A 12,085-nucleotide genomic window follows, 5' to 3' on the forward strand; every position below is an offset into this window, starting at 1 on the left:
CTGCTGCCCCCTGTGCAACGCTCGCGGAGCGTGACGCTTCCGGTCGTCTGATCGTGCTGGCCCGGGATGTGAAGCGGCTGCGCGATGCTCGGGCTGGGTGGTGAAGCGGGCGATACCACGCCACGGCCTGCCCCGCCGTCCAAGCTCGCACGGCGGATTTCGATACCGGCCCTCAGGCCGCCACGACGTCGGCGATGACGCAGGCGATGTTGTCGGGCGCCCCGGCGGCGTGCGCCAGCTCGACCAGCCGCGCCACGACCTGGTCGGGTTCGTCGCCCGCCGCGAGCGCGGAGTGCAGCGCCGCCCGGTCGACGACCGAGGAGAGCCCGTCGGAGCACAGCAGGTAGCGGTCCCCCTCGACGGCGGTGCGCAGTGCCAGGTCCGCCTCGACGTAGGCCCCGCCGGCGCCGAGGGCCCGTACCAGCAGGGCCCGCTGTGGGTGTGCGGCGGCCCCGGCCGGGTCCAGCCTGCCCTGGTCGACGAGCGACTGCACGTAGGTGTGGTCCCGGGTCAGCGGGAACAGCTCGCCCCCGCGCAGCAGGTACGCCCGGGTGTCGCCGATGTGCACCAGCGCCAGTTGGGAACCGGAGCGCAGCAGCGCGGTGAGGGTGGTGACCGGCCGGTGCTCCGCCTCGGCAGCCTCGCGCACGGCGCGGTCGGCGTCGGCGACCGCGCCGGCCAGGAGCGTGAGCAGTTCGGCGACCGGCACGTCGGCCAGTTCCAGCGGCCGGAGGGCGGCGATGGCGGCGGCGCTCGCGGCGGCGCCGCCGGGGCCGCGCATCCCGTCGGCGACGGCCAGCAACCGCTCGCCGGCGTACGCGGCGTCCTCGTTGCTGTCCCGCAAGGCCCCGGTGTCGCAGCGGGCGGCGTGGCGGATGCCGAGGGCGGGGGTCGGATCGGACATGGTGGTGCTCCCTCCGGACAGGATGTCGACGAGGAGGGTGACGAGGCGGCCCCGGGCCGCCGTGTCGGCGCTGACCCGCCGCCAGTACGCGTCGACCGCCTCGGCCGCCGCCGCGGGCCGGAGCCCGCAGACGGTGCGGATCTCGGCCAGCGGCATGCCGATGCGGCGGAGCGCGGCGATCAGCCGGGCCTGTTCCACCTGGTCCGGGGCGTAGAGCCGGTACCCCGACTCGGGATCGACCGCGGCCGGGTGCAGCAGCCCCACCTCGTCGTAGAGCCGCAACGCCTTCGGCGTCAGGCGTACCGCCCTGGCGAACGCCCCGATGGTCAGCAGCGCCACGTCGACATCCTCCTCGTGCCGGTCGCGGCGACCGGCACGGGCCAGGCTGGGGCCTCCCCGAGGGGCAAGGTCAAGCGCGGGTCCGAAGGCGGCGGACAACTCGGCCGTTCGACATCGAGGACAGCGGTACCGACCGAGGTTCGCGCCCTTCGCCCCCACCCGCCTGGGGCTTTCGGCCCTGCGGGCAACAGCCTTCCCTGGCAGCATGGAAGGAGAGGTTGCCCGTACGGGACATGGACGGATGAGCCCGCCGCGGGGGCCGGGGAACGGAGAATGATCATGAGCGAGCAGCGTTTCGCCGGACGGGTCGCGGTCGTGACCGGAGCCGGATCGGGTATCGGGCAGGCGGTCGCCCAGCAGCTTGCGGCGGAGGGAGCCACGGTCATCGGCTGTGACGTCGATGCCGAGGGTCTCGCCGCGACCACCAAGCTCATGGAGGAGGACGGCCACCCCGGGACGATGATCGTCGCCGACATCACGGTGCAGGCCGACGTCGACCGGATCGTCGCCGCGCTGCCGGAGCAACGCGTCGACCTGTTGGCCAACGTGGCGGGGATCATGGACCACTTCCTCCCCGTCACGGAACTGGACGACGCCACCTGGGAGCGTGTTCTGGCGGTCAACCTCACCGGTCCCATGCGGCTGTGCCGGGCCGTGCTGCCGCTGATGACGGCGCGGGGCGGGGGTGCGATCGTCAACGTCGCCTCCATCGGCGGCCTCACCGGAGCGGTCGCGGGCAGCGCGTACGTCTCCTCGAAGCACGGGCTGGTCGGCCTGACCCGCTCGATCGCCAACCTGTACGCCGAGGACGGCGTTCGGGCCAACGCGGTCTGCCCCGGCGGTGTCCAGACCAACATCGGCCGCAGCGCCGCGCCGAAGTTTCCGTGGGCGTACGAGCGTCTGGAGCGGTCGTTCGGACGGGTCACCCGGACGGCCACGCCGGCCGAGGTCTCCACGCTGGTCTGCTGGCTGGGCTCCGACGAGGCGATCAACGTCAACGGGGCCGTCGTCGCCTCCGACGGAGGTTGGACCTCCTGAGTCGGCGCGGCACCGCCCCCGAGTGGGAGGAAGGGCACCCCCTCGACGGCGGCAGCCGGACGCACTGACGCGACATCAGCCCCAGCCCCAGGCGTCCGGCCAGGCCCTGCCGGGTCTGGCCGGGCGCACGGACGGGGCAGCTCCAGGGCGCGCTCGAAAGGAACCCTGCCGCCGGGGACACGCCGCGACCCTCACAGGCACTTCACAGCACGGGTGGTTACGGTCACCTGCGTGAGCTGCGACGCTCCAGCGTGGAGCGCGCGCCCGTCTACGGGAGTGGCGATGGTCTTCAAGAAGATGTTGAGCGCGTTCGGTGTCGGCGGTCCCAGTGTGGACACCGTCCTTGCCAACCCGAACACCCGGCCGGGGCTCGCCCTCGACGGGAAGGTCAACCTGGTCGGCGGCGACGCATCGGCGGCCATCGAGCAGATCGTCGTCGGCCTGGTCACCCGGGTCGAGATGGAGAGCGGCGACAGCGAGTACGCCGGTGTGATGGAGTTCCACCGGCTGCCGGTCGCCGGGGCGTTCGAGCTGGCCCCGAAGCAGCAGCTCTCGATCCCGTTCCAGCTTCCGATGCCGTGGGAGACCCCGATCACCGACGTGTACGGCCAGCGCCTGCACGGCATGACGATGGGGCTGCGCACCGAGGTGGCGGTGGCCCGAGCGGTCGACAAGAGCGACCTCGACCAGGTCAACGTCCACCCGCTGCCGGTGCAGGAGCGCATCCTGGACGCCTTCGCCCGGCTCGGCTTCCGGTTCAAGGGCGCCGACCTGGAGCGCGGCCACATCCGTGGCACGCAGCAGACGCTGCCGTTCTACCAGGAGATCGAGTTCTTCGCCGCGCCGCAGTACGCGCAGGTCATCAACGAGGTCGAGCTGACCTTCGTGACCAGTCCGCAGGGCATCGACGTGGTGCTGGAGTGCGACAAGCGGGGCGGCTTCCTCAGTGCCGGCCACGACGTCTTCGGCCGGTACAGCGTCGCGCACACGGACGCCGACCGGGTCGACTGGGCGCAGGTCGTCGACGGCTGGCTGCAGGAGACCACGTCCCGCTACGGCGGCCTGCGCGCGCAGGGCTTCGGCGCACCGCAGGGCTTCGGTGCGCCCCCCGGCTACGGAACCTCGCACGGCTACCCGATGCAGCACGGGCACGGCGGCCACGGGCACGGCGGCCACGGCCGGGGCGGCGGCATGGGCGGCATCGTCGCGGGCGCGGCGCTCGGCGCCGTCGGCGGAATGGTCGCCGGCGAGATGATCGAGGACGCGGTCGAGGGTGACTTCGCCGAGGACTGGGGCTTCGGCGGCGACGAGGAGTGACGTAGGAACGACGGTGGCCCTCCGGGAGATTCCCGGAGGGCCACCGCTCTACTCGGAGCTGATCGGTGCCGTCAGTGACGGCTCTTGCGCTCCGCGCCGCTGCGGAAGCTGCTGCCGGCCTTGGCCAGACCCCGGCTACCGAGGTAACCGATGGTCAGCAGCGTGATGAAGAACCAGGCCTGCGGGGCGCGGAAGATGTCCACGCCGACCGAGTTCTTGCCGACCAGGTACGACGCGGCCAGCACGCCGATCACCGAGGCGACGTAGACCCAGAACTCCGTCGTCATGAAGGCCTGCTTGGTCTCCGTGCCCGGCGCCTGCATCGGCTCGCGATGCCCGTCGTGCATCATCGGCATCTGCCTGGTGGGCGCTTCGTTCATCGCGCGGTTCGGCATGTCGTTCATCGCGCGGTTCGGCGCTTCCTGCGGCCGGTTCGTCGACCTGGTGGATGCAGCCTGCGTGCTCATCTTGTCCTCCTCAGGATGCGATGAGTCCTACCTGCGCTCCCTCGCCCCGCTACCGCGTTTCGGCCACGGCACGGTTGGCGTTCTCGGCGGGGGCACCCCCCGACTACCCCGGGGTCCGCCGAGGTAACACCCGCCGGCCCCCCGAATGGCGGCGTCAGCGCGGGCCTGGCGTGGGGTTTGGTCGGCCGGCCCCCGGGCACGCAGCGCGATCCGACTGATCTGCGAGGTGATGGACGTGCGTGAGGACGACATGGTGCGGGAGTCCGCCCGCAAGGCCGAGCAACGGATTGCCGGCGGTGTGTACGGGGAGGGAGCCCTCGACGAGGTCACCGTGCCGCAGACCGACGAGACGCGGGTCCTCCAGGAGGAGGACCCGGGCGACCCGGCGGACGTCCCGATCGACCCGGAGGTGCTGCGCGACGGCGGCCCGACCCGGGGCCAGGGCGCGCTGACCACGACCGGCGGTACCGCCGGCCCGGCGAGCGTCCGGCGGGTGGCCCGGCAGCCGGAACGGCACCCGGGCAAGGTCGCACCGACCACCACCGGCGACGCCACCACGGGCGGCCTGAGCACCCCGGCGGGTGGCTCGACGAGTGACCAGTCGAGCAGCGCCAGCCAGGTCGGCGACTTCACCGACGAATAACCCGCCCCGCCCCAACCCCGCCCCGCCGCCCGCCCCCTGCCCCGCCCACCGCCCGAGCCCGAGCCCGGAACTTGGACAGTTGTCGTTCCAGGGGGACGGAAACTGTCCAACATCGACATTCGGGCGCGGCGGGGCGGGCGGGTGGGGCCGGCGAGGCGGGTGGTTGGGGTGGTCGAGGTGGGGCTGGCGCGGCGGCGGGTGGCGGGGTGTCGGGTGGGGCGGGCGCGGCGGGGCGGTCGGGGTGGGGCGATTCAGGTTGGGTGGTCAGGCGGGGCGGAGGATGCCCAGGCGTTGGGTGGCGCGGGTCAGGGCGACGTAGAGGTCGCTGTGCCCGCGCGGGGACTCGGCCACGATCCGTTCCGGGTCGACCACCAGGACGGAGTCGAACTCCAGCCCCTTGGCTTGCCCGACGGTCAGCACGACCACCCGGCTCTCCAGCTCCGGGTGCTCGCCGACGGCCGCCTCCGGCAGCGCCGCGACCAGGGCGGTGCCCAGCTCGTCGACCCGGCCGGCGGGGACGATCACCCCGAGCCGCCCGTCGGCCAGGCCGGCCGCCTCGGCGACCGCCGCCTCGGTGAGCTCGCGGGGCAGCGCCTCCTCGGCGACCCGACGGTCCCACGGCGGCACCCCGCTTTCCCGTACGGAGCGCGGCGGGAGCAGGTGCGGGTCGATCTTCGTCAGCACCTCGGCGGCCACCGCCATGATCTCGGCGGGCGTGCGGTAGCTGACGGTCAGCTCCTCCAGCCGCCACCGCTGTGCCACGTACGGCTCCAGCGCGTCGGCCCACGACGGGGTGCCGGTGAGCGCCCCGGTCTGCGCCACGTCCCCGACGATCGTCATCGACCGGCTCGGGCAGCGGCGCATCAGCAGCCGCCAGGCCATGGGCGACAGCTCCTGCGCCTCGTCGACGATCACGTGCCCGAACGCCCAACTCCGGTCGGCGGCGGCGCGCTGGGCGGCGGTCAGCCCGTCGGACTCCTCCTGGCGCTCAAGCAACTGGTCGGCGTCCAGCAGGTCGGTGACGCCGAGGATCTCGCCGCCCTCGGCCTCGTCCTCCACGTCGATGGAGCGGGAGCCCCGGGCGATCTCCAACACGCCCTCGGCGTACTCGCGTTGGAAGGCCCGGATGCGCTGCCGGCGGGCCGCAGCGGTGCGGTCGTCCTCGCCGAGCAGTTCGGCGGCCTCGTCGAGGAGTGGCACGTCGGCCGGCGTCCAGCCGCCCGGCCGGCGGTGCAGCAGGGCCCGCTCGACGTCGGTCAGCTCGGGCGCGGCGGCGGCGATCCGGTCGGGGTCGGCGTACAGGTCGGTGAGCAGGCGCTGCGGGGTGAGCACCGGCCAGAGTCGATCCAGCGCGGCCCGCACCTCGGGGTCCTCGCGCAGCTCGCGGCGGATCTCCGCGACGTCGGCCTCGTCGAGCAGGTTCTCCCCGCCCAGCGGGTCCGCGCCGATCCGGTCGGCCACCTGGTCCGCCAGGGCGTGCACGATCTCGACGGCGAAGACCGCGCGGGCCAGGTTGTGCGGCCGGCCGGTGCGGCGGGCGCGGTCCCGGGCCGCCCGGACGGTCTCCGGGTCCAGCCGCAGGACCTCCCGCTCGACCTCGATCTCCAGCGGTTCGTCGGGAACCCACTGCCGGTCCCGCACCGCCTCGGTGAGCAGCTGCACCATCTCGGCACGGCCCTTGACCGCCGCGGCCTCCGCCGGCTCCGCCCGGCGGGCGCTGACCCCGGGAAAAAGGTCCCCGGGGGTACGCAGCAGCACGCCCGTCTCGGCCAGTGCCGGGAGCACCTGCGAGATGTAGCGCAGGAACGTCTCGTTCGGGCCGACCAGCAGCACGCCCCGGCTGGAGAGCACATTGCGGTGGGTGTAGAGCAGGTACGCCGCGCGGTGCAGGGCGACGGCGGTCTTGCCGGTACCCGGGCCGCCCTGGACCACCAGCGTGCCGGGCAGGTCGGCGCGGATGATCCGGTCCTGCTCGGCCTGGATGGTCTCGACGATGTCGCGCATCCGGCCGGTCCGGCCGGCGGTGAGCGCGGCGAGCAGCGACGCCTCCCCGGTCAGCTCCTCGTGCGCGGTGGGGGAGGCGGCGGCCAGGTCGAGCACCTCGTCGTTGAGGGCCGTCACCTTGCGCTGCCGGGTCCGCAGGTGCCGTCGCCGCCGTACACCCTGCGGGTTGGCGGCGGTGGCCAGGTAGAAGGCCCGGGCGGCGGGGGCCCGCCAGTCCATCAGCAGCGGGTCGTAGTCGCCGCTGGTGTCGAAGATGCCGATCCGGCCGATGTAGTGGCGCGCGCCGTCGTCGGCGTCCAGTCGGCCGAAGCAGAGCCCGTTCTCCACGGCGGAGAACTGCTCGACCTGTTCGGCGTACATCCGCACGGAGCTGTCCCGCTGGGACCGGGCCTGGAGGGTGCCGCCGGTGGTGTGCAGTTCCTCGGCGAGCCGACGGGCGGCCTGTTCCCGCATGCCGTCCAGCCGGCAGTAGAGCATGGAGACGTACTCCTGCTCGGGGCCGATCTCGTCATCGTGCCGCAGCTCGTCGGGACCCGCGGAGTGCCTTGACAAGCCGTCTCCCTAGTGATTAGGATTGCATTCGGAACGGCAATTATCGCCGTTCCTTTTTTGTGCCTGAACTGCAAAAGATACCGTGCGACGACCTCTCCCACCAAGCGAATCGGTCGGGAACCACCGCCGCCGGGGACGGAGTCGTGCGGGATGTTGCTGGGTGCCGGTCAGCGCGTCGTCTTCATCGGGGACAGCATCACCGACTGCGGCCGGCGTGATGCCGCCGCCCCCTACGGCGTCGGGTACCCGAGTCTGGTCCGCGCGTTCGTCGACGCCCGGCACCCGGAGCGCGAGCTGACCTGGGTCAACCGGGGGATCAGCGGCAACACCGTCCGGGACCTGGCGGCCCGCTGGGACGCCGACGCGATCGGCGAGCGCCCCGACTGGCTTTCCGTGATGATCGGGATCAACGACATCTGGCGCGCGTTCGTCCCCGGCCGGGAGGCCGAGGCGGTGCCGATCGACGAGTACGAGCGCACCCTGCGCGCGCTGCTGCGCCGGGCCGTGGACGCGACCGGGTGCCGGCTGGTCCTCGCCGACCCGTTCCTCATCGAGGCCGACGTCGACGAGCCGCAGCGCGCCGAGACCGACCGGTACGCCGCCGTGGTGGCCGCCCTCGCCAAGGACTTCGACGCGGTGCACGTGGACACCCAGGCGGCCTTCGACCGGGTGCTGCGGCACAGCCCGTCGAGCCGCTGGGCCGACGATCGGGTGCACCCGGGGCTGCCCGGCCATGCGGTCATCGCGGACGCCTTCCTGACCGCCCTGGCCGCCTGAGGCCCACCGGCCCGCCGGGCCGCACCGGCCCCACGCCATCGCACCGGCCCCACCCCGCGACGTGCCGGCCCCGGTGCCCGGTCGGCCGACCGGGCATCCCGGTCAGCGGCGGTCGGTGCAGACCGGGCTGGTCCGGCCGACCGTCTCCACGGACCACACCACCGCGACGGTGAAGCAGTAGTCGTCGGCCCGGTCCAGGCCGTAGACCAGCAGGCTCGTGCTGCCGGGCGGGAGGGTCTCGAACGCGCGGGGCTCCTGCCCGGGCTGCCCCTTGGCGAGCACCACCGGCCCGGTCGCGCCGGCGGGGTACGTCCAGCGCAGCGCGATGTTGTCCTGGTTGTCCCGGACGGTGAATCCGCCCGGCGGGGTGCCGGGTGAGGCGGCAGCCCGGGGACTGGCCGACGCGCCGCCGGACGGGCCGCCGCCCGGGGCGCCGGAGCCCGGTGGGGCGGTGACCGAGGGCACCGGGCCGGGTGCCGGGCGGTCGACCCGGGCGACCCCGGCGATCACCGCCGCCGTGCCGAGCACCACCACGGTCACCCCGCCGAGCACCACGAGTGGGGTGAGCCGGCGCGGCGGGGGCGCGGGCGGGCGGGGTACCAGCACCGGGAGCAGCCGGGATCGGTCCTCCCGGGTGACAGGCGGGTGCACGGCCCGCACCCCGGCCGGCTCGTCGGCGGCACCGGCCAGACCGACGACCGTCGGGGGCAGCGAGTTCGCGGCCGGCCATCCCGGCTCGTCCGGCCACCGCTCGTCGTCCTCCGGGTACGGCCGGACGTCCCGCTCGTCGTCGTCCCGGGGCCAGCCGTCGTCCACCCCGGGGTACGCGGGGGCGTGGTGGGCCACCCCGTCGGGGGGCGTCCGGGGGGCGGGCACGGCCGGCGGGTACGGGTCGTCCTCCGGCGGCCACGCCGTCTGGTACGTCGGTGGCCCCTCGGCGGCCGGCGGGACGCGGGCTGCCGGGACCACCGGTGCCTCCGCCGGCTCCTCCCGGTCGGCCGGAGGTGTCCGCGCGCAGACGTGGTCGGGGTTGGCGGCGGCCCGGGCCAGGCCCGCCACCTGTACGGCGAGCGGGTCGTCCAGGGCGAGGTGCTGCCGGCACAGCTCCCGGGCCAGGGCCAGGTGGTCGTGCGCCTCGGCGAACTCCCCGCAGTCGCGCTGCATCGCCCCGAGCCGGGCCAGCATCTTGATGCCGCTGGGGTGGCCGTCCCCGTACACCTCCCGGTGCAGCTCCCAGGCGTCCTGCAACCGCTCCCGGGCCACCTCGCACTGGCCGCGGGCGTACTCGACGGTGGCCAGGTCGGCGTGGGCGGCCAGCACCCGCAGCGACTCCGGCCCGTCGGAGGCGGTCAGCTCGATGATGACGTCGGAGTAGAGCCGGGCGGCGCGGGCGTAGCTGCCGACCCGGTGCAGCACCGCGGCGAGGGTCGCCGCCGCCGAGACCGTACGCGGGTCTGAGGGGCTGTACAGCCCGCTCGTGGCCGCGTACGCGAAAGCGGCCCAGCCCCGCGCCGAGTGGGGCTCGCCCAGCGCGACCAGCACACGGGCCTGGAGGCCGGCGGCGTCGGCCAGCTCGGGGGAGGCGTGGTCGGGGCGCGGATCGGCGTCGCTCAGCGCGTCGGAGAGCAGCTGTTGCGCGCCGGCCAGGTCGCCGGCGGACACCAGGTGGTGCGCCTGGACGGTCAAATCACCGAAGGCGGAGGACACGCCCCATCGTGGCCGTCCCGCGACAATTTGTACAACCCCCCGACTATCGCGATTCGGTCATCAACCGGTCAGGTGGTCGGCGAGCGTCTCGCTGATCCGGCGGAGCTGGTCCACCTGGGCGGGGCTGAGCGCGTCGAAGAGGTGCCGGCGCACCCCCTCGACGTGGCCGGGAGCTGCGGCGGCGAGGGCGGCATACCCGGCGTCGGTGAGCGCGGCGACCTGCCCGCGCCGGTCGGTCGGGCAGTCCTCCCGCCGGATCCAGCCGGACGCCTCCAGTCTCGCGGCGGCGTGTGAGAGCCGGCTGCGCGAGGAGCCGGTCGCGTCAGCCAGATCGCCCATCCGCAGCCGCCGGTCGGGCGCCTCGGAGAGCCGGACCAGGATCTCGTAGTACGCGTGCGGCATGCCCGAGTCGCGTTGCAGCTCGCGGTCGAGCGTGTCCATCAGCGCCCGGGTGGCGGCGACGTACGCCCGCCAGGTGCGTTGCTCGTCAGGGTCCAGCCAGCGGGTCATGGACCCCAGCATAGCCGAGCTTGTTGAACGCTCAACCAAATCGCGCTAGCCTGGGCGGCATGGGAATCCACCGCCTCAACCACGCCGTCCTCTACGTCTCCGACCTGGCCCGCAGCGTCGCCTTCTACCGGGACGTGCTGGGCTTCCGGGTCATCCCGATGACCCCCGACGGGTTCCGGGGCGCGGCCTTCCTCCAGGCCGCCGGCTCCACCAACGACCACGACCTCGGCCTGTTCGAACTCGGCCGGGCCGCCGGCCGCTCCACCGCGGGCCGGGCCACCGTCGGCCTCTACCACCTGGCCTGGGAGGTCGACACCCTCGACGAGCTCGCCGTCACCGCCGAGCGGCTGGCCGCCGCCGGCGCCCTGGTCGGCAGCTCCGACCACGGCACCACCAAGAGCCTCTACGGGCAGGACCCGGACGGGCTTGAGTTCGAGATCGTCTGGCTGGTCCCGGCCGACCGGCTCGACGACGACGCCCTGGCCGCCCGCAAGCGGATCGGCCGCCTCGACCTGGACCGCGAGCGGCAGCGCCACGGCGGTCAGACCCGCGGCGGGGTGGGCATCTCCGTCCCGGCCTGACCGCCGGGGTGGGGAGCCGCGGCCCGGGCCGGTGGGGTAGAACGACAGCATGCCGACCGACACCGTCCTGCACGAGCTGCTCGCCCGACAGCTCGAAGCCTGGTTGCCCGCAGCGCTGCACCGCGCCCGGCGGGCCACCCTCGCCCTGGCGTACGCCGGGACCGACGCGGGGGGCGCGGACGCCGCGCTGCGGGCGGTGGCGGGCCTCGCCGACCGGCTGCGCGGGTTCCGGCTGACCATCCTGGTGCTGGCCGACGGGGACCAGGCGCTGCCGGCCCGGCTGGGCGCGATCGAGGCGACCCTGCCCGCCGAGGTGGCCGTGCACGTCATGCCCGGCGACCCGGGGCGGCTGCCGGTGGCGCTCAAGGCGGCCGGGGCGGTGGGCGCGCCGCTGCTGACCGTGGCGCACGGCGCGGACCCGACGCCGGCCCTGCTGGCCGCCGCGCGGGCCGGCCGCCCGGCCGACCTGCTGCTGATCACCGGCCCCGGATCGCCCCTGCGGCCGGCGCTGGACGTGGCCGGCTTCCCGCTGGTCACCGAGGCCGACCTGGTCGCGGCGACCGACCCGGCGGGGCCGCCGGCCGGCGGGTCCGACGGGTGGCACGTGACGTTCGCGACCTCGTCGGACCGCAGCCTCCAGGCGTTCAAGGACGCGCTCTGGGCGGTCGCCTCCGGGATGCGCCTGCTCGACCCGGCCGACCCGCGGGGGCGGCCCCTCGACGTCGTCGCGGAGCCGGACCCGGGACCGCTGGCCCGGGAACTGCTCGCCGAGCTCGACCGGCACGGCCCGGGGACGGTCACCGAGCTGCGCCGACACGCCCTCACCGCGACGCCCTACCGGGCTGCCGACGCGACCCGCGCGGTGACCGGCCTGCTCGACTCGGGAACGGTGACTCGCGACCCGGAGCACGGCCGGCTCGGCGGGGACGTGGTGATCACCGCAGCGCCGGGTGGCGGCCCGGCTGCCTGAGCACGAGCACGACGGACGCCCTGCCGTAACCGCGGAGGACCGTCCCGAGGCGGCCGTGCCGGAGGACGGTCCCGAGGGGGACCGCGCCGGGTGACCATCCGGCCGGGACGCTGCCGAACCGTCGCCGGCACGTGGGGGCGTGGTCAGGCCGTCGCCGGGACGGCGAGCGGGGGGGCGCCGGGCGCGGGGGGGCCCCCCGCCAAAACGGGGGGTGAGGCCCCGGGCATGTACTGGGTAGACGACACCGGCCCCGGCCCGTGGCCGCGGTGGGCCCCG

At 74.6% G+C, this 12,085-nt stretch carries 11 protein-coding genes; 6 read left to right on the plus strand and 5 right to left on the minus strand.

From position 1 onward, the window contains the following. Positions 1-172: 172 nt before the first annotated feature. On the minus strand, positions 173-1,243 hold the full coding sequence (locus ABT023_RS15470) for a MerR family transcriptional regulator (RefSeq protein ID WP_350885771.1): 1,071 nt from the start codon (positions 1,241-1,243) through the stop codon (positions 173-175). A gap of 279 nt (positions 1,244-1,522) precedes the next feature. Here ABT023_RS15470 and ABT023_RS15475 point away from each other — a divergent pair, with 279 nt between their 5' ends. Both ABT023_RS15475 and ABT023_RS15480 read left to right on the plus strand, forming a co-directional pair. Then, positions 1,523-2,281 carry an SDR family oxidoreductase gene (locus ABT023_RS15475; RefSeq protein WP_350885773.1) on the plus strand — a complete coding sequence of 253 codons (759 nt, stop codon included), beginning with the start codon at positions 1,523-1,525 and terminating at the stop codon, positions 2,279-2,281. A gap of 282 nt (positions 2,282-2,563) precedes the next feature. Next, positions 2,564-3,598 carry a sporulation protein gene (locus ABT023_RS15480; RefSeq protein WP_350885775.1) on the plus strand — a complete coding sequence of 345 codons (1,035 nt, stop codon included), beginning with the start codon at positions 2,564-2,566 and terminating at the stop codon, positions 3,596-3,598. 71 nt (positions 3,599-3,669) lie between these two features. Here the strand turns inward: ABT023_RS15480 and ABT023_RS15485 are convergent, their stop codons facing one another. Then, positions 3,670-4,065 carry a hypothetical protein gene (locus ABT023_RS15485; protein ID WP_350885777.1) on the minus strand — a complete coding sequence of 132 codons (396 nt, stop codon included), beginning with the start codon at positions 4,063-4,065 and terminating at the stop codon, positions 3,670-3,672. A gap of 235 nt (positions 4,066-4,300) precedes the next feature. On the opposite strand from ABT023_RS15485, the gene ABT023_RS15490 reads away from it, so the two are divergent. After that, the gene (locus tag ABT023_RS15490; protein ID WP_350885779.1) at positions 4,301-4,708 is read left to right on the plus strand and encodes a hypothetical protein; all 408 of its coding nucleotides are present in this window, start codon (positions 4,301-4,303) and stop codon (positions 4,706-4,708) included. A 264-nt stretch (positions 4,709-4,972) separates the two neighbouring features. On the opposite strand, the gene ABT023_RS15495 is transcribed toward ABT023_RS15490, so the two are convergent. Beyond that, complete coding sequence (locus ABT023_RS15495; protein ID WP_502890682.1) at positions 4,973-7,264, minus strand: HelD family protein; 2,292 nt, start codon at positions 7,262-7,264, stop codon at positions 4,973-4,975. 150 nt (positions 7,265-7,414) lie between these two features. On the opposite strand from ABT023_RS15495, the gene ABT023_RS15500 reads away from it, so the two are divergent. After that, positions 7,415-8,041, plus strand: a complete 627-nt coding sequence (locus ABT023_RS15500; protein WP_350885781.1) for an SGNH/GDSL hydrolase family protein — start codon at positions 7,415-7,417, stop codon at positions 8,039-8,041. A 102-nt stretch (positions 8,042-8,143) separates the two neighbouring features. Here ABT023_RS15500 and ABT023_RS15505 read toward each other — a convergent pair whose 3' ends face one another. Next, positions 8,144-9,748 (minus strand): tetratricopeptide repeat protein, encoded by a 1,605-nt coding sequence (locus ABT023_RS15505; RefSeq protein WP_350885783.1) that lies wholly within the window; start codon positions 9,746-9,748, stop codon positions 8,144-8,146. A gap of 60 nt (positions 9,749-9,808) precedes the next feature. Beyond that, positions 9,809-10,270, minus strand: coding sequence for a MarR family winged helix-turn-helix transcriptional regulator (locus tag ABT023_RS15510; RefSeq protein ID WP_350885785.1), 462 nt, complete (start codon positions 10,268-10,270; stop codon positions 9,809-9,811). 47 nt (positions 10,271-10,317) lie between these two features. On the opposite strand from ABT023_RS15510, the gene ABT023_RS15515 reads away from it, so the two are divergent. Both ABT023_RS15515 and ABT023_RS15520 read left to right on the plus strand, forming a co-directional pair. Then, on the plus strand, positions 10,318-10,839 hold the full coding sequence (locus tag ABT023_RS15515) for a VOC family protein (protein ID WP_350885787.1): 522 nt from the start codon (positions 10,318-10,320) through the stop codon (positions 10,837-10,839). 49 nt (positions 10,840-10,888) lie between these two features. Then, positions 10,889-11,809 carry a hypothetical protein gene (locus ABT023_RS15520; protein ID WP_350885789.1) on the plus strand — a complete coding sequence of 307 codons (921 nt, stop codon included), beginning with the start codon at positions 10,889-10,891 and terminating at the stop codon, positions 11,807-11,809. The last annotated feature ends 276 nt before the right edge of the window (positions 11,810-12,085 follow it).

It is taken from the genome of Micromonospora sp. NPDC002296, assembly GCF_040296145.1.
In the GTDB taxonomy this organism is placed as follows: domain Bacteria; phylum Actinomycetota; class Actinomycetes; order Mycobacteriales; family Micromonosporaceae; genus Micromonospora.

What these genes read in the sequence shown, in the direction of transcription:
- ABT023_RS15515 (WP_350885787.1), top strand. Translation starts at nt 10,318, where the DNA reads ATGGGAATCCACCGCCTCAACCACGCCGTCCTCTACGTCTCCGACCTG.
- ABT023_RS15510 (WP_350885785.1), bottom strand. Translation starts at nt 10,270, where the DNA reads ATGCTGGGGTCCATGACCCGCTGGCTGGACCCTGACGAGCAACGCACC.
- ABT023_RS15475 (WP_350885773.1), top strand. Translation starts at nt 1,523, where the DNA reads ATGAGCGAGCAGCGTTTCGCCGGACGGGTCGCGGTCGTGACCGGAGCC.
- ABT023_RS15520 (WP_350885789.1), top strand. Translation starts at nt 10,889, where the DNA reads ATGCCGACCGACACCGTCCTGCACGAGCTGCTCGCCCGACAGCTCGAA.
- ABT023_RS15485 (WP_350885777.1), bottom strand. Translation starts at nt 4,065, where the DNA reads ATGAGCACGCAGGCTGCATCCACCAGGTCGACGAACCGGCCGCAGGAA.
- ABT023_RS15500 (WP_350885781.1), top strand. Translation starts at nt 7,415, where the DNA reads ATGTTGCTGGGTGCCGGTCAGCGCGTCGTCTTCATCGGGGACAGCATC.
- ABT023_RS15480 (WP_350885775.1), top strand. Translation starts at nt 2,564, where the DNA reads ATGGTCTTCAAGAAGATGTTGAGCGCGTTCGGTGTCGGCGGTCCCAGT.